The organism is Kutzneria viridogrisea DSM 43870 (assembly GCF_000525635.1).
In the GTDB taxonomy this organism is placed as follows: domain Bacteria; phylum Actinomycetota; class Actinomycetes; order Mycobacteriales; family Pseudonocardiaceae; genus Kutzneria; species Kutzneria viridogrisea.
On record NZ_CP007155.1, the window covers coordinates 6,610,507 to 6,626,232 of the forward strand.

The window sequence follows — 15,726 nt, forward strand, 5'->3', positions numbered from 1 at the left end:
CTCGACATAGTACCTTCCTGGGAAGTTATATTAACTTCCATGGAAGCTACCTGGAGGTGGTCGCTGCTCGCGGCCCTCGCGCCGATCGCCTGGGGCACCACCTACTTCGTCACGCGGCACGCCCTGCCCGCGGACCACCCGCTCTACGGGGCGGTGCTGCGCGCGCTCCCGGCCGGGCTGGTCCTGCTCGCGGTGTGCCGACGGTTACCGCGCGGCAGCTGGTGGTGGCGCTCACTGGTGCTGGGCGCGCTCAACATGGGCGCGTTCTTCGCCCTGGTCTACCTGGCCGCCCAGCTGCTGCCGACCAGCGTGGCCGCAACGGTGATGGCCAGCTCCCCCGCGGTCATGATGCTGCTGGCCTGGCTGCTGCTGGCCGAACGCCCACGCCCACAGGCCCTGGCCGGGGTCGCCGTCGGGGTACTCGGCGTGTACGTGCTGCTGGCCACCGGGGTGGGCCGGGTCGAGCCACTGGGCGTGCTCGCCTCGGTGGCCGCCATGACCATGTCCTCGGTGGGCTACGTGCTCGCCAAGAAGTGGACCACCGACGTGCCCGTGCTGGCCAGCACCGCCTGGCAGCTCATCGCGGGCGGGCTCGTGCTGCTGCCGGCCGCCTTGCTGGTGGAGGGCACGCCGCCCGCCCTGGACACCAAGGCGCTGCTGGGTTTCGGCTACGTCTCGGTCATCGGCACCGCCGTGGCCTTCGCCGCCTGGTTCACCGGGCTGCGGCACCTCAGCGCGGGCACGGTCGGCCTGATCGGCCTGCTCAACCCGGTGGCCGGTGTGCTCGTCGGCACCGCGATCGCCGGTGAGCGGCTCACCGTCCAGCAACTGCTCGGGCTGGGACTGGTGCTGGTCGGTGTCCTGTTGGGCCAGAGCAGGCGGCGTGCGACGTCCCGATCGGTGGGAACCGGCTCCCCCGGCTACTGCCCCGACGGGCCTTCGTGCAGGATGCGGCCATGACCACTGCGCACCGACCAGTCCTCGCGGTGACGGCCGTGCTGACCGCCGGGCTGCTCGCCGCCGCCTGCGCCCCGGTCGACCAGGCGGCACCGACCACCGGGGCGCACACCGCGGGCCAGGGCGACTGCACCCCGGCGCAGCTGCGCACGCTCAAGGCGGGCACGCTCACCTTCGGCACCGACCAGCCGGTCTACGCGCCCTGGTTCACCGAGGACGACCCCAGCAACGGCAAGGGCTTCGAGTCGGCGCTGGCCTACGCGATCGCCGGCAGGCTCGGCTACCAGCAGGGGCAGGTCAGCTGGGCGCGGGTGCCGTTCACCGCGGCGATCCAGCCCGGTCCCAAGCCCTACGACGTGGACCTGAACGAGTTCTCGATCACCGAGGAGCGCCGCAAGGCCGTGGACTTCTCGGCCCCGTACTACGAGGTGGCCCAGGCGGTGGTCGCGGTGAAGTCCTCGCCGGCCGCGAACGCCCACTCGCTGGCTGACCTGCACGGGGTGAAGCTCGGCGCACAGGTCGGCACCACCAGCTACGACGCGGCCCAGCAGGTGCAGGGCCAGGTGGCCGTCTTCAACAACAACGACGACGCCAAGCAGGCGCTGTCCGCAGGGCAGGTGCAGGCGCTGGTGGTGGACCTGCCCACCGCCTTCGAGATCACCGGGGCCGGTGAGGTCAAGGACGCGGTGATCGTCGGGCAACTGCCCGGCACGGGCAGGGCCGAGCAGTTCGGCGCGGTGCTGGACAAGGGCAGCCCGCTGACCGGCTGCGTGTCCGCCGCGGTCGAGGCGCTGCGTTCGGAGGGCACGCTCGGCAAGCTGACCACGCAGTGGCTGTCCACCAACGCCAACGCCCCGGTGTTGAAGTGACGGTCAGCCAGTTGCAGCGGGATCGCCTGGCGTACAAGCGATCCCGCACCAGGCGGTCCACCGCGGTCGCCCTGCTGTCCACTGTGGTCTTCGCCGTGGTCGCCTGGTTCGCGGTCACCTCCGCGCCCGGCTGGTCCACCGTGCGGTCCTCGTTCCTGGACCTGGACACGGCGGTGTCCGCGCTGCCCGCGATCCTGGACGGGCTGTGGCTGAACCTGCGCGTGCTGGTGGTCTGCGAACTGCTGATCCTGGTGCTGGGCCTGGGCATCGCCGCGCTGCGCACCCTGCGCGGGCCGGTGTGGTTCCCGGTGCGCGCGCTGGCCACCGGCTACGTGGACCTGTTCCGCGGCCTGCCGCTGATCATCTGCCTGTACCTGGTCGGCTTCGGGCTGCCCGGCCTGCGACTGTCCGGGGTGCCCAACGACCCGGTGCTGCTCGGCGGCATCGCGCTGGTGCTGATCTACTCCGCCTACGTGGCCGAGGTGTTCCGCGCTGGCATCGACTCGGTGCACCCCTCGCAGCGGGCGGCGGCCCGCTCGATCGGGCTGACCCACGCGCAGACGATGCGCATCGTGGTGGTGCCGCAGGCGGTCCGCCGGGTGCTGCCCCCGCTGCTCAACGACTTCGTGGCCCTACAGAAGGATTGCGGGCTGATCTCGGTGCTGGGCGCGGTGGACGCGGTGCGCGCGGCGCAGATCGCGACCGCGCGGTTCTACGACTTCACGCCGTACGTGGTGGCCGGTCTGCTGTTCGTGCTGCTGGCGGTGCCCTGCGCACGGCTGGCGGACGCGGCGGGCCGCAGGCTGGCGCGCAGGGAGGGCAGTGGATGAGTGAGCAAGTGCTCCAGGTTCGGGGCCTGGTCAAGGACTACGGCGAGCGCCGGGTGCTCGACGGGGTGGACGTGGCGGTCGGCGAGCACGAGATCGTGGTGCTGATCGGCGCCTCCGGCTCGGGCAAGTCCACGCTGCTGCGCTGCGTCAACCTGTTGGAGGAGATCGACGACGGGCAGATCCTGCTCGACGGGCAGGACGTCTCCGATCCGAGGGTGGACCCGGACCTGGCCCGCCGCCGGATGGGCGTGGTCTTCCAGTCCTACAACCTGTTCCCGCACCTGTCGGTGCTGGACAACGTGACCCTGGCCCCGCGCGTGGTGCACGGGCTGGGCCGGGCGGAGGCCGAGGAGCGCGGGCGGGCCCTGCTGGCCAGGGTCGGGCTGGCCGACCGGGCGGGCTCCTACCCCGACCGGCTCTCCGGCGGGCAGCAGCAGCGGGTGGCGATCGTGCGCGCGCTGGCCTACGAGCCCCGGCTGCTGCTGTTGGACGAGATCACCAGCGCGTTGGACCCGGAGCTGGTCGGCGAGGTGCTGGCGCTGGTGCGGGAACTGGCCGAGCAGGGCACGACGATCCTGATGGCCACGCACGAGATGGGCTTCGCCAGGCAGGTGGCCGACCGGGTGTGCTTCCTGGACGGCGGGGTGCTGGTGGAGTCCGGGCCGCCGGAGCGGGTGCTGGTCGACCCGGAGCACGACCGGACCTGGCAGTTCCTGCGGCGGGTGATCCAGGCCGGACGGCTGTGAGCGGTCAGCGCACCCGGCCGATGTGACCGTCCGGGCGGACGAGCACCTGCGTGCCGGGTGCGACCCCGTAGGCGGCGAACGCGTGCCCTGCGGTGTCGACGAACTCGCCCGGGGTCCCGGCTGGCGCGATGTGGTGGGCGCGCAGCTCACCGGGCCAGTGCGGGCGGTCGGCCGCGACCTCGCCGAAGGCCAGCAGCGTGGCGTGCGGCCCGCGGAAGAGCTCGAACAGCCGGGTGGGCCGCCCGTCCGGGCCGAGCAGGGGTGCGTCGGGGGCGCGGTCACCAGCACGCAGGCCGCTGGGTGCGGGGCGCTCGTCCACCGACAGCGGGCTGTCCCGGTAGCTGACCTCCAGCGGGGCGGGGTGCGCGGTCCGCCCGGTATAGCTGCGCATCAGGTCGGTGATCATGGCGTGGACGCGCAGGGCTACCGCGCGCCGCTCCTGCTCGTAGCTGTCCAGCAGCAGCTCGGCCTCGGGTGCGCCCGACACGGCGGCGGCGAGCTTCCAGCCGAGGTTGTGCGCGTCCTGCACCCCGGTGTTGAGACCCTGGCTGCCGGTGGGCGGGTGCACGTGCGCCGCGTCGCCGGCGAGCAGCACGCGTCCCACGCGGAAGCGTTGCGCCACACGGAGGTTCGAGCGCAGCACGGTGGACCAGGTCAGCTCGCGCAGCCGCACCCGGTGCCCGTCGCAGAACCGGTCCAGCAGGGCCTGCAGTTCCGCCAGCGTGCCCGGTTCCCGGTCGGCGTCGAGCGCGGCGCGGACCTGGAACTGCGGCTGCCCGGACACCGGCACCAGCGCGAGCCCGACCCCGGGGGCCTCGGCGCGGGCGAACCAGTGCGAGCAGTTCCGGTCCAGCCCGTCCACCAGCACGTCGCAGATCATCATCCGGGTTGACTCGTCGGTGCAGCCCTCGAAGGCCACGCCCAGTGCGCGGCGCACGAAGCTCTTGCCCCCGTCGGCCGCGACCAGGTAGGCCGCCCGCACCGTCTCGTTGTGATGCAGTTGTATCGAAACCCCGTGCTCGTCCTGCTCCACGCCGGTCACGGCGCAGTCCAGTTCCACGCGCACCCCGAACTCGGCGAGCCGGTCCCGCAGCACCTGCTCGGTCCGCGCCTGGCCGAGCAGCCACATGTTCGGGTAGGGCCGGTCGGGAGTGGGCTCCTGCCGCCGGGAGGTGGACCGCTCCGCCACCGGCACACCGTTGTGATGCACGCGCATCGGATACTTGTGGCTGCCCGCCGCGAGCACCGCGTCGAGCACCCCGAGGTCCTCGAACACCTCCAGCGTGCGGGGCCGCAACGAGTCGCTGCGCGAGTTGGCCGCGAACTCCGCGGCCCGGTCCACCACCCGCACGCCCACCCCGCGCCTGGCCAACTCGATCGCCACCACGAGCCCCGTGGGCCCCGCCCCGGCAACCACCACGTCCACCCGACTCTCCCCTCTCCTTACCGGAAGGTGGCTTTCGCGGCGACTCACGCCGCCCGCTGTCAGCACAGCAACAGCACCCGCGCCCAGGTCGGCGGTTCCTCGGTGAGGGCGGCGAGCAGCGCGAGCACCACCCCAGCCGCACCGTCGAGCAGCCCCGGCCCACTGGTCACGGGCGTGGCGGCCACCTCAGCGAGGAGCCGGTCGGCGGCAGCCACGAGCTCGCCGTCACCGGTCAGCCGGGCGAACCGGTTGGTGATGATCAGCAGTCCGGCCTTGCCGTGGCACAGGCCGAGATACGGGGTGGTCACGGCCCGGCGGTGCACGGACTTGAGCGTGCGCACCGCGCGCTCGCGGAGGCCCACGTCGTTCAGGGTGACCCCGGCGGCCCACAGGGCGCACGCGAGCCCAGCGCCGCCACGACACCAGGACACAAACGGCAGTTCCTCGACCTGCCGCGCGGCCAGCCGGACGATCGCCTCGTGCTGCCCCGGGACGACAACCCCGGAGTCGGCGGCCAGGCAGAGCAGCGCGAGCGGCCCCGAATCCCCGTGCGCCACACCGCAGTCGAGCTCGTACCGCTGCGCGACCAGGGCACTGAGCACCGCGCGCAGCACATGATCGGTCTCGGGGTGTCGGCACAACAGGTACGCGGCGGTCCCGGTCAGCCCCGAGATCAGGTCGACGGCCCGCTCCGGCGCGGGGTCGGCGAGCGCTTCGGCGCGGACGAGGGCTTGGCGCAGCACGCTGTCGTGCACCTCGGGCAGCACACCGGGATCGCCGGTCACGATCCACGCGGCCAGCGCCAGCCCGGCGAGCCCGCCGTACAACCCAGGTGCGGCACCAGTCCCGCCGAGTCGCTGGGCGCCCGCGGCGGACGCGGCCAGGTAGCCCCGGGCCATCTCACCCCAGCCGCGTCCCGGCTGGCAGCGGTCCAGCTGGTGGTAGGCCAGGGCCAGACCCGGACCGCCGTCGGCGAGATCGGGGCGCACGCGGTCCGGGGTGTGCCGGGGCCGCCCGGCGAGCCCGTGCACCGCCTGCCAGCTCACCACGAACCTCCACAGTGGACTGACCGGTTCCGCGCGAGCGCTCGCGCGGAACCGGCCCCGGTCATCAGGCGTGACAGCGCGGTCCGATGTCGGTGCACTGACCACTGGTCCAGTCGGTGTCGCAGCACATCACCGGGCCCAAGGGCTCGACCTCGGTCTCCGGCAGCGCCTGGAGCTCCAGGACATCACTCTCCATGTTCGTCACCCCCTCCCCACGGCTCGTCGGTGTCCGGCAGCCAGCTTCGGCCGCCGCCGTGGCTGAGGCGGAGCAGGAAGTCCAGCACTCCGGCCAGTCCGATCTGGTAGCTCGCGTGCACCTCGCGCAGGGTCTCGTCCGGCACGAGCAGCAGCCCGTCCCGGCGCGCGGCCCGCACCCACAGGCAGGTCGCCGACTCGGCGGCCCAGTCCCGGTAGCGCCGCTCCCCGGTGATCTCGGCGAGGTCGAGCAACAGCTGGGCGTTGCCCGCGACCCCGTGGCAGGCGCTCGCGCCCAGCCGCCAGCGGTCGTCGTGCACGGCGCGGGCCGCGCGCTCGGCGTGCGCCAGGAACAGCGGCTCGTCGGTGGCCCGCCACAGCCTGATCAGGAACGTGCCGATGCCGGAACCCCCGTTGCACCACAGGTTCAGGCCCATCCGCTCGGTGCGGCCCGGTCCCTTGGGCCAGCGCGCCGCATCCCCCACCGGTTCGGCCACCGCGCACAGTGCGTGCCCGCCAGCGGTCGCCACCTCGACCAGGTCGGGCCGGTCCAGGGCGATGCCCGCGCCGAGCAGGAACGCCGCGTTGCCCGCGACCCCGTGCCCGAACCCGTACAGGGCCGACCCGGCCAGCTCCCCGCGGTGCTCGGGCCCCAGCGGCCAGTCCACGCCGCGCTCGGCCGTACCGGTCAGCGACAGCACGCGGTCCGCGCACTCCGCGGCGCGGGCGGCGAAGCGCTGGTCGCCGGTGCGCCGCCACAGGTGCAGCTGCGCGAACCCGGCACCGGACAGCCCGTGGCAGACGTCCGGGTTGTGCCAGTCCAGCGGGATGCGCAGGGCGTACTCCGCGGCGCGGGCGGCCAGCGCGGTGTCGCCGAGCGTGCGGGCCGCCTCGTACAGGGCCCAGGCCGTGCCGGACCGTCCAAAGTAGAGCCCGGGCAACACCCGCCCCGGCCGGGTGAGCCGCTCGTCCAACCAGTCCGCGGCGACCCGCAACGTCGTCTCGGCCTGCGGGTATGCCCCGGTGCGCACCGCGCGGTCGAGCACGGCGAGCACCCCACCCGCTCCCAACTGCACGCTGCACGGATCGCTGGGCGGCACGGAGCGGGGCCGGGGCCACAGGTGTTCGGCGGCGGGGTCGGCGGTCCGCGCCAGGTGGGCGAGCCCGTCGTCCAGCAGGCGCCGCACGGCGCTGGCGGGCAGGGCCACACCGGGTTCGGTGGCGTGGACCTGCGGTTCGGCGGCGAGCCAGGCCGCCGCCTCGGGCAGGGACCAGCGGGCGGGGACCTCGGCGGTGAGGCCGAGCACCAGCGGGGCGAGCGCGTGCAGCGCTGGGTTGTCCGGAGCCGCCGCGGTCACGATCGCGGCGAGCCGGTCGGCGTCGGGGCGGGCGGGCTCACTGTCCTGTGCCAGCACGGGATTGATGCCGCTCGCCGCGTGCAGCAGGGTGGCGCCCAGGCTGAAGCAGTCGACTTCCGGGCCGAGCGGCGCCTTACCCTCAGGTGCGGACAGGTGCTCAGGGGCGGTGAACCCCGGTGTGCCGCCGACGTACGCCTTGCCACCGAGTGGGACCGTGCACTCCAGGTCCACCAGTACCGGCGTGTCCTTCGGAGTCATCATCACGTTGCTGGGCTTGACATCGCGGACCACGTAGCCCGCCTCGTGCACCTCACCGAGCAACCGGGTCAGGTCGCGGGCGAGCTGCCACAACGCAGCCACCGTGGGCAGTTCGGGCCCGGCGGACCACTCGTTCAGGCTGGTGCCCTCGATCAGGTCCTCGGCCAGGAAGACGTGGCCCGCGGCCTCGAACACCTCGTGCACCTCGGGCGTGATCCCGCGCGGGCCGAGCCGGGCCAGCACCTCGGCCTCGTGCCGCAGCCAGTCGCGGACGTCGCTGTCGCCGTGGCCGGAACCGATGTGCGGGCGGGCCTCCTTGAGCAGCACGTCCTGGCCGGTGCTCTGGTCCAGCGCCCGGTAGACCCCGCCCCGGTTGGCGTGCCGGATCGCCTCGCGGACCAGGTAGCGCCCGGCGAGCAGCACGGGACCGCCCCTGGCCGTGACAGGTGCGGGGAAAGGTGGGGTCGCCCACGGCGGCGGGGAGAACCAGGCGTTGCGCTGGTCGGGCTCGGTGCTGCCGTCCGGGGCACGCAGCCGACCCTCGTAGAAGCCCTCGTCGTTGAGCTCGGGCGGGGCGAAGAAACAGCCGTAGCGGTACGACACCAGGCTGCCCGGCTGGTACCTGCGGTCGGAGAGGACCACCGGCCCGGCCAGGCCGAGGGTTGCTCGGTGCAGGCCCTCGGCCAGCTCGCGCAGCTGCTCGTCGTCCGCGGGGTACACCGTGAGGAACTTGCCGGACTGGGCGCGTGGGCCGCGCGCGGCGGTGAGTTCGGCCAGGACCCTTGTCGTGACGGCGAACTTGAAGGCACAGGCGTGCTCGGCCAGTACCGGCAGGGCCCGCTCCAGCACCCGCGGCGCCGAGGCGGCCGTGGCCGACACGTGCAGCTTCCAGCCCTGCCGCCGCGGCACGTGACCGGGCGGCGTGGCCGAGCACCAGGTCTCGCCCTGGCTGAGCGTCCAGCCGCGCAGAACCCGTTGCGCGATCGACGGAAGTGCCATCGGCCCAGCATGGCAGTGAGCGTCGTCACGGGGCAGAGGGCGACAGTGCTGGTCAGAGCGCCCTGAAGGGCGGCCGATGGGGCAAGCGTCAACGGACACCGCGACGTTAGTAGGTTGCGGGGCCTGGCGCGCAGGCAGCAGAGTCGTGCCGTCAACTTCTGGGAGGGACGATGCGAGGCTTGCGCGTGCTCACCGCCGCGGGGCTGGTCGGCTTGTCCGTGCTGACGGTGGTGGCGACGCCCGCCGCGGCGGCCGAGGACCGCACGCAGCACGTGGTGGTCCGGGACAACGAGACGAAACCGGTCTACGACTACGCACAGGCGATCCGCGAGCAGGTGTTCGTGGAGACGCCGGTGGACAGCGACCGGGACGGCAAACGGGACCGGCTGTCGGTGTTCGTGGTGCGGCCCAAGGAGACCAACGGTGCGCTGAAGGTCGCCAGCATCGTGGAGCCCAGCCCGTACTACGGGGGCACGCTGGACCCGCCGTACCACCCGGCCGAGGTCACCGACGTGCCCAGGCTGGCGCCGTGGACCCCGCCGACCGGGGCGCAGCCGCCGGTCAGCTACGACCGGGTCTACTACGACAACTACTTCGTCTCGCGCGGGTACGCCGTGCTCAGCGCGAGCACCCTGGGCACCGGGGACTCCGAGGGCTGCCCCACCGCGGTCGGCCCGGACGAGAAGGCCGGGATGAAGGCCGTGGTGCAGTGGCTGACCGGCAAGGCCAGGGCGTTCGGCAAGGACGGCAAGGAGATCAGGGCCTCCTGGTCCACCGGTGACGTGGCCATGGCGGGCAAGAGCTACGACGGCACGCTGCCGGTGGCGGTGGCCAGCACCGGGGTCGAGGGCCTGCGCACCATCGTGTCCATCTCGGGCATCGCCAGCTGGTACGACTACTACCGGGCCAACGGCGCGGTGGTCGCACCGGGCGGTTACGTGGGCGAGGACGCGGACCTGCACGCCAAGGTGGTGCTGACCCGCAAGAACGCCGCGGTCTGTGAGGCGCCCATCCGCGAGATGGAACAGCGGATGGACCGCGTCTCCGGGGACTACAACGACTTCTGGGACGAGCGCAACTTCGCCAAGGACCTGGGCAACTACCGCGGCAGCGTGTTCCAGGTCGCGGGCATCAACGACTGGAACGTGAAGCCGAAGAACTTCACCGACCTGTGGACTGCCCTGGGGGACAACGACATCCCACGCAAGCTGTGGCTGCACCAGGCCGGGCACGACGACCCGCTCTACGTGGCCGAGCAGTCCTGGCTCGACGCGGTGCACAAGTGGTTCGACCACGAGCTGTACCACGTGCGCAACGACGTGTTCCGCGAGCCGAAGGTGCACTTCGAGACCGCGCCGGGCAAGTGGACCGATTACCGGGACTGGCCCGAGCCGGGGGCGCGCGACCTCACCCTGCGGCTGGGAACCCAGCGGCAGAGCTTCGTCGACGACCCGCAGCGCACCGCCGACAGCCTGATCTCCGCACCGGACAAGGCAGATCCCAACCGGCTGCTCTACCTCTCCGCCCCGCTGCCGCGTGACGTGCGTGTCTCGGGCACCCCGCAGATCAGTGTGCGCGCCTCCGTGGACGGCAAGTCCCCGTACCTGAGCGCGCTGCTTGTCGACTACGGCGAGGACACCCGGATCACCGGGTTCGGCCCCACCAAGGACAGCTGGTGCTTCGGCGACACGCTGGGCACCGACTCCGGCTGCCGCACCCGGTACGCCTACAGCACCGCGAAGACCCCGTACCAGGTGATCAGCCGCGGCTGGCTGGACGTGCGCAACCGGCACGCCGCCGACGAGACCGAGCCGATCCAGGCCGGCCGCAGCTACCGGTTCGACTGGGAGTTGCAGCCCAGGCAGTACCAGCTCAAGGCCGGTCACCGCATCGGCGTGGTGCTGCTGGTCACCGACCGGGACTACACCCTGCACTACCCCGCCGGGACCAAGGTCTCGGTGGCGCTGGACGACAGCAGCGTGCGGATCCCCGTGGCGGGCTGAGGGCGCCGTGAAGGTGGCTTTCACTGCGCTGGGTGGAGTGAAAGCCACCTTCACGCGACCCCCTCAGGGCAGCGGCGGCACGGGGTGCAGCACCCGGTGGGCGATCTCCTCGGCGGGGCAGGGCTCACCCAGGCTCGGTCCCTGCACGTAGTCGGCGCCGATCGCGTGGGCGAGCGCCACGTCGGTGGCGCTGGCGACGCCCTGCAGGGTGATGGCGTGGCTGAGCTGGCGGCCCAGTCGCACCAGGTGCTCGGTCACGGTCTGCCTGCACTGCGCGGCCGAGGCCCCGTCTCCCGGTCCACGGGGCGAGGGGATGGCGATCTCGCGCAGGGTCAGCTCGGGCAGTTGGTCGAACCGGGCGAAGGTGAGGCCGAAGTTGTTCAGCCGCAGGGCGAGCCCGTGCCCGGCCAGCAGCGGCAGGTGTGGCCGGATGCCGCCGTGCTCGCAGAGCAGACCCGCCTCGGTCAGTCCTAAGTGGACCGAAGCGGGTGGCAGGCCGGTCTTGCTGAGCACCCCGGTGACCTGGCCGACCAGCCGGTCGGTACGGGCCAGCCAGGCTGGCACGTTGACGATCAGGTGCGGTGCCGACCGGCCCAGCTCCTCGTGCCAGCCGCGGGCGTGCGCGCAGGCCGTGCGGAACAGTGCGGTCAGCGGCAGCCGCAGGCCGATGTCCTCGGCACGCTGGATGAGGTGGTCGATGGGGACCAGCCCCCGGGTGGGGTGCCGCCAACGCAGGGTGGCCTCCGCCGCGACGAGGGTGTTGTCGGCCAACCGCACCGTGGGCAGGTAGGCCAGCTCGACCTCCTCGCGGCGGAAGGCGGCGGGCAACTCCACCAGTAGGTCCCGCTCGGCGGGCGCGGGGCGGGGCACCGGGGCCAGCACGGGTCCGGGCTGCTCCAGCCTGCCCAGGCCACGCCGCACCAGCTCGTGGCCACCGACCTGCCCGGTGCTGGTGGCCAACGCCACCGCCGGGTCGAGCAGCAGCAGCCGGTCCCCGTGGTGCACCGCGGCGCCGACCCAGTCCCGGCAACGCGCGGCCAGGTCCATGCCGCGAGTCCAGGCGTCGCGCCCGGTCAGCAGCAGGGCGAAGGTGTCCGGCTCGATCCGGGCCAGCAGGTGCGCGGCGTCGCAGGCCGCGATCAGCCGGGGCACGATCGCGCGCAGCACGGCCTCCGCCGCGGCGGCACCGTGTGCCCTGCGCACCCCCGTCCACGCGCGCAGGCGCACCAGGCACAGGCTGATCGGCTCCTGCTGGCTCGCCCCGCGCAGCGCCTGCTCCAACCGGTGGGCGAAGTACTGCGGGCCGGGCAGCCCGGTCACCGGGTCGGGTCCGGCCGCCTGGCGCAGCCAGTCCGGGGACAACCGGGTCACCGGCTCGTGGTCGACGACCAGGTGCACCGCCCCCTCGGAAGTGCCGTCCTCCGACCAGTGCAACGCCAGGTGGACCTCGGCGGCCCGCAGCCGCACGGTGAGGTAGACGTGCGGGCAGTGCGCGCGCACGGTCTCGCAGGCGCTGGCCGTGTGCCCGGCATCGACCTGGTCGACCAGCTCGGACAGCGCGGTGCCGATCAACTGGGCATCGGTCCGCCGCAGCAGCTCGCGCAACGCCGGGTTGGCGACCAGCACCCGGCCCGCGGCGTCGAGCAGGCCCATGGCGATGCCGAATTCCCCGTAGCAGGCCAGGAACTGGCCGCGCTGGGCACTGCGGTGCCGCTGCGCCTTGGTCAGCGCTTCGGCACGGCCCTGGTGGATCGCGGTCTGTTCGGCCAGCACCCGCTGCCGGGTGCCCTGGGTGAAGCCCACGGTCAGCGCCGAGACCATGCGGAACCGGTCGGCGCGGTCGGCGTGCAGCCGCTCGCACAGGTCCTGGATCAGGATGAGCCCGTGGCCGAAGGACTCCGCGTCCAGCCACAGCTCGTCAGCCAGCCGCCTGCCGACCTGCTCCGGGACCGGTCCGGCCGGGTCGCGCACCCAGTCGGCGAGCTCGTGCAGCACCGACTCGAGCGCCGACTGGGTGTCCAGGGACGACTCGGTCATCACGGCGTTGCCGCGCACGAACCGTTCCCAGGACGCGGCGGTCTCCGCGAGGGCCAGTTCCCCCGGGGCGGCCCGCAGCCGCCGAACGGGGCCGAACCCCGCCTGCTGGAACAGGCCGGTGAGGATCTCTGCCCGCGCGGCCGGTCCGGTGGGCTCCCGGCTCTCTCGCAGCACCAGTGCGGTCAGGCCGTCCAGGTGCTGCTGCACCCTGCGGTCGCGGCGGGCCCCGCGCAGCGCGGTGAGCCGGGTCAGCAGCGTGGTCAGCACTGGGGTCACTCCTCGTCCTCGGCCCCGACGTGGCGGCGGCGGCGCGGCCCGTACAGGTGTTCGTGAATGCGGGCACGGGCCTCGCTGAGGTAGCCGTGCACCGTTCTGACCGGCAGCCGCATGGCCTTGGCGATGCGCGTGGGCGGCCAGTCCAGCACCGAGAGCGAGATCGCTTCGCGCAGCCTGGGCGGCAGGGCATGGATGGCCGCGACCACGTGCTCCTGGTCGCTGGGGTAGTGCGGCTGCACGATGCGGTCCACCCCGGTGACGTCGGCCAGGCCGGTGGCGACCTCCCGGCGGCGCTGGTACTCCTCGATGGTCTTGTGCCGCGCCACTCGGAAGGCGTAACCGCGCCTGCTGCTGGTGATCTCGTCCCAGCGCAACAGCAGCACCGCGAAGGTGTCCTGCGCGATCGCCGTCGCGTCGGCGGCAGGCCACAACCGTCTGATGTAGGTCTCGACGGCCTCGAAGTTGCTGTTGAAGAACTCGGTGAACGCGGCCCGGAACTGCTCCTGGCCGCGGTACTCGTCGCGAGCGCTGTTCACGCCGTGTTGTCCTCGCCCGGTTCTGGGGTCCTCGCGGCCGGGGGTGTCCGCACCGCTAACGGGCCCCGGCGCTGGTGGTGCGCACCTCCCCACGCCATGATCTGGTCAAGCACTCGGTCTCCGTTCCCGTTCGGGCGACGCCACTGTGGCGACGATCTACTCTCACGAGTGCCCGGGCAGGCCCCAAGTGGGTGTTCCCGCTAACCAGTTCACCCGATGAGGTGGCTGCCTTCGCCTACCATCGAGGAGGCGGGAAGGAGCGGGCCGTGCACCAGGCCAGGGTCTGGGACCACCTCCTCGGCGGCGCGCTGAACAGCGCCGTGGACCGACATGCGGCCTCCGTGCTGGAGCGCGAGCTACCGGGTACCACCCGGCTCGCCCGCGCGAACCGGCGCTTCCTGCACCGCCTGGTCGGTGTGCTGCGCGAGCGCGGGATCGGCCAGTTCCTGGAACTGGGCTCCGGACTGCCCACCGCCGGCCACCTGCACCAGGTGGTCGCGCCCGGCGAGGTCGTGGTGTACGTGGACAACGACCCGGCTACCGCCGCGCAGGGCCGCGCCCTGGTGCTCGGGTCCGCCGACACCGTGGCGGTCGAGGCCGATCTCCGTGCACCAGCAACGATTTTCGCGCACCCGGCGGTCCGCCGCGTACTGGACCCGTCCCGCCCCGTCGCAGTGCTGATGCTGCACGTGCTGCACCTGGTCGAGGACGTGCCCGAACTGCTGCACCGCTACCGGCTCGCCGTGGCCGAGGGCAGCGCGCTGGCGGTCAGCCACCTCAGCCCCGACTACCTCGCCCCTGCCGACCGCGCGCGCCTGGCCCGGTTCGCCGCCGCCCAGCGGTGCACCCCGCGCAGCAGGGCCGAGTTCCGGTCCGCGCTGCTCGACTGGCGACTGGACGGCGCGGGTATGTCCACACCGGATACTTGGCCGGACCCGCCGACCGGTCAGCCATCGCTGGCGTTCTGCTGCGTGGCCAGGGCCGACTTCGCCAGCGAACTCATTCCCGCCTCCGGCTGAGCCAGCTCGGTGCCGTGAATTCCGGTCGCCCGTTGGTGATTCGTACTGTCCAGCCGCTGTGGTGGACCAGTCTGTGGTGCATTCCACAGAGCAGCACCAGGTTGGACAGCGCCGTCGCTCCTCCGTTGGCCCAGTGTATGATGTGGTGTGCGTGGCAACTGCTCGGCCTTCGCCTGCACCCCGGGAACGCGCAATGCTTGTCCCTGACGATCAGTGCTCGTCGGAGGTGAGGCGGCACGGTGTAGCTGATCCGCCCGACGTCGAGCGGTTCGGAGTTGCTGCCCAGTACCACTGGGAGGACCTTCGCGTCACAGGCCAGTCGGCGGATCGCTGACGGGGCGAGTTCGGCGCTGCCGAGCCCGTTCTGGAGTGTTGTCAGCGGGATCGTCACCGCGATGTGCGGGCGTTCCCCACCCTCCGTCGGCGTGGTGCTGGTCTCCAGCAGTTCCGCGAACGCATCCCCTTGCCGTTCGGGCAGGGTGCGTGTGTCGCCTGCGTCGTGTGGTTTCGCCAGCGGGCTGAGGACTGCCCCCAGCAGTGCGCCGGTCTCCGCGTCCAGGCACCCCTGGAACCGCACTGACCCGTCCCGCCGTGTGTCGTACCGGAACTCCCGTCGGGGATGGGCGAGCTCGTCCTCACCCGGTAGCGCCCCGTCGGGATCCAGCCGGTTGACGATCTCCCGGCCCAGCGGCACCAGGTTGGACGCGTCCAGCGACTGGGCCGCTGCTGCCAGGACCTCCACCGCGTGTCCGCGCTCGGTCTGATCCACGTGTGGCGGCAACTCCCGCAGCACCCGGTTGATCACCGACAACTGCTCCGGCTCCAACGCCACCCCCACCGGAACACCAGCGTGCGCAATCCGCTGCCTAGCTTCCTTCTTACTCACGCAGAGCACACCACGCAGCAACTCACTCAGGCTCGGATACCCCACCCGCTCCGCCACACCCCGCGCTTCGGCCTCCGCGACCAACCCCAACACCTTCGCATAGGCTTGCCGCAGAACCACTTCCGCGCCCTGCAACTCGCCCAACAGCTCCGCATCACCCAACCGCCACAACCCTGCGGCAGGCCGAGTCTCCACGAATGCTGTCATACCAACAATTCTACTCCCGAAATCGCACCAAAACCGTTGCCCACCAATGCCTACCCATGTGGGTGACTAACCCGGGGT

At 72.4% G+C, this 15,726-nt stretch carries 13 protein-coding genes; 6 read left to right on the forward strand and 7 right to left on the reverse strand.

Translation table 11 applies throughout. The features are described 5' to 3' along the window. Positions 1-39: 39 nt before the first annotated feature. The 4 genes from KALB_RS29180 to KALB_RS29195 are packed head-to-tail and all read left to right on the forward strand — an operon-like array spanning position 40 to position 3,402. Positions 40-960: an EamA family transporter gene (locus KALB_RS29180; protein ID WP_025359221.1), complete on the forward strand. Its 921-nt coding sequence runs from the start codon at positions 40-42 to the stop codon at positions 958-960. Continuing rightward, a complete protein-coding gene (locus KALB_RS29185; protein ID WP_025359222.1) occupies positions 957-1,826 on the forward strand; it encodes an ABC transporter substrate-binding protein in 870 nt (289 codons plus the stop codon). Before KALB_RS29180 ends, KALB_RS29185 begins: the two co-directional genes overlap by 4 nt. Beyond that, complete coding sequence (locus KALB_RS29190) at positions 1,823-2,656, forward strand: amino acid ABC transporter permease (RefSeq protein ID WP_030109096.1); 834 nt, start codon at positions 1,823-1,825, stop codon at positions 2,654-2,656. The genes KALB_RS29185 and KALB_RS29190 overlap by 4 nt, the downstream gene beginning before the upstream one ends. Beyond that, positions 2,653-3,402, forward strand: a complete 750-nt coding sequence (locus tag KALB_RS29195) for an amino acid ABC transporter ATP-binding protein (RefSeq protein WP_025359224.1) — start codon at positions 2,653-2,655, stop codon at positions 3,400-3,402. The genes KALB_RS29190 and KALB_RS29195 overlap by 4 nt, the downstream gene beginning before the upstream one ends. 4 nt (positions 3,403-3,406) lie before the next feature. On the opposite strand, the gene KALB_RS29200 is transcribed toward KALB_RS29195, so the two are convergent. The 4 genes from KALB_RS29200 to lanL form a co-directional block, all read right to left on the reverse strand. Further along, entirely contained in the window at positions 3,407-4,828 is a 1,422-nt protein-coding gene (locus tag KALB_RS29200; protein ID WP_025359225.1) for an FAD-dependent monooxygenase, read from the reverse strand. 59 nt (positions 4,829-4,887) lie between these two features. Continuing rightward, positions 4,888-5,874: a lanthionine synthetase LanC family protein gene (locus tag KALB_RS29205; RefSeq protein ID WP_030109437.1), complete on the reverse strand. Its 987-nt coding sequence runs from the start codon at positions 5,872-5,874 to the stop codon at positions 4,888-4,890. Positions 5,875-5,938: 64 nt separating this feature from the next. Further along, positions 5,939-6,070, reverse strand: coding sequence for a hypothetical protein (locus KALB_RS49975; RefSeq protein ID WP_268872225.1), 132 nt, complete (start codon positions 6,068-6,070; stop codon positions 5,939-5,941). Continuing rightward, complete coding sequence (lanL, locus tag KALB_RS29210; RefSeq protein ID WP_025359227.1) at positions 6,060-8,684, reverse strand: class IV lanthionine synthetase LanL; 2,625 nt, start codon at positions 8,682-8,684, stop codon at positions 6,060-6,062. The genes KALB_RS49975 and lanL overlap by 11 nt, the downstream gene beginning before the upstream one ends. Before the next feature lie 170 nt (positions 8,685-8,854). On the opposite strand from lanL, the gene KALB_RS29215 reads away from it, so the two are divergent. Next, positions 8,855-10,687: a Xaa-Pro dipeptidyl-peptidase gene (locus KALB_RS29215; protein WP_042220910.1), complete on the forward strand. Its 1,833-nt coding sequence runs from the start codon at positions 8,855-8,857 to the stop codon at positions 10,685-10,687. Between the two features lie 63 nt (positions 10,688-10,750). Here KALB_RS29215 and KALB_RS29220 read toward each other — a convergent pair whose 3' ends face one another. Together KALB_RS29220 and KALB_RS29225 are read right to left on the reverse strand one after the other, a co-directional pair. Beyond that, a complete protein-coding gene (locus tag KALB_RS29220; protein WP_148309709.1) occupies positions 10,751-13,000 on the reverse strand; it encodes an EAL domain-containing protein in 2,250 nt (749 codons plus the stop codon). Continuing rightward, complete coding sequence (locus KALB_RS29225) at positions 12,997-13,536, reverse strand: RNA polymerase sigma factor (RefSeq protein WP_025359230.1); 540 nt, start codon at positions 13,534-13,536, stop codon at positions 12,997-12,999. The genes KALB_RS29220 and KALB_RS29225 overlap by 4 nt, the downstream gene beginning before the upstream one ends. A gap of 266 nt (positions 13,537-13,802) precedes the next feature. Between KALB_RS29225 and KALB_RS29230 the strand changes: the two genes are divergently transcribed. Beyond that, positions 13,803-14,555, forward strand: a complete 753-nt coding sequence (locus KALB_RS29230; protein WP_025359231.1) for an SAM-dependent methyltransferase — start codon at positions 13,803-13,805, stop codon at positions 14,553-14,555. Here the strand turns inward: KALB_RS29230 and KALB_RS29235 are convergent. Further along, positions 14,536-15,393 carry an HNH endonuclease signature motif containing protein gene (locus KALB_RS29235; RefSeq protein WP_025359232.1) on the reverse strand — a complete coding sequence of 286 codons (858 nt, stop codon included), beginning with the start codon at positions 15,391-15,393 and terminating at the stop codon, positions 14,536-14,538. The two genes, KALB_RS29230 and KALB_RS29235, sit on opposite strands and share 20 nt — an antisense overlap. Positions 15,394-15,726: the final 333 nt, after the last annotated feature.

Coding starts and splice junctions, on each gene's coding strand:
- KALB_RS29215 (WP_042220910.1), top strand. CDS start 8,855: ATGCGAGGCTTGCGCGTGCTCACCGCCGCGGGGCTGGTCGGCTTGTCC.
- lanL (WP_025359227.1), bottom strand. CDS start 8,684: ATGGCACTTCCGTCGATCGCGCAACGGGTTCTGCGCGGCTGGACGCTC.
- KALB_RS49975 (WP_268872225.1), bottom strand. CDS start 6,070: ATGGAGAGTGATGTCCTGGAGCTCCAGGCGCTGCCGGAGACCGAGGTC.
- KALB_RS29185 (WP_025359222.1), top strand. CDS start 957: ATGACCACTGCGCACCGACCAGTCCTCGCGGTGACGGCCGTGCTGACC.
- KALB_RS29180 (WP_025359221.1), top strand. CDS start 40: ATGGAAGCTACCTGGAGGTGGTCGCTGCTCGCGGCCCTCGCGCCGATC.
- KALB_RS29195 (WP_025359224.1), top strand. CDS start 2,653: ATGAGTGAGCAAGTGCTCCAGGTTCGGGGCCTGGTCAAGGACTACGGC.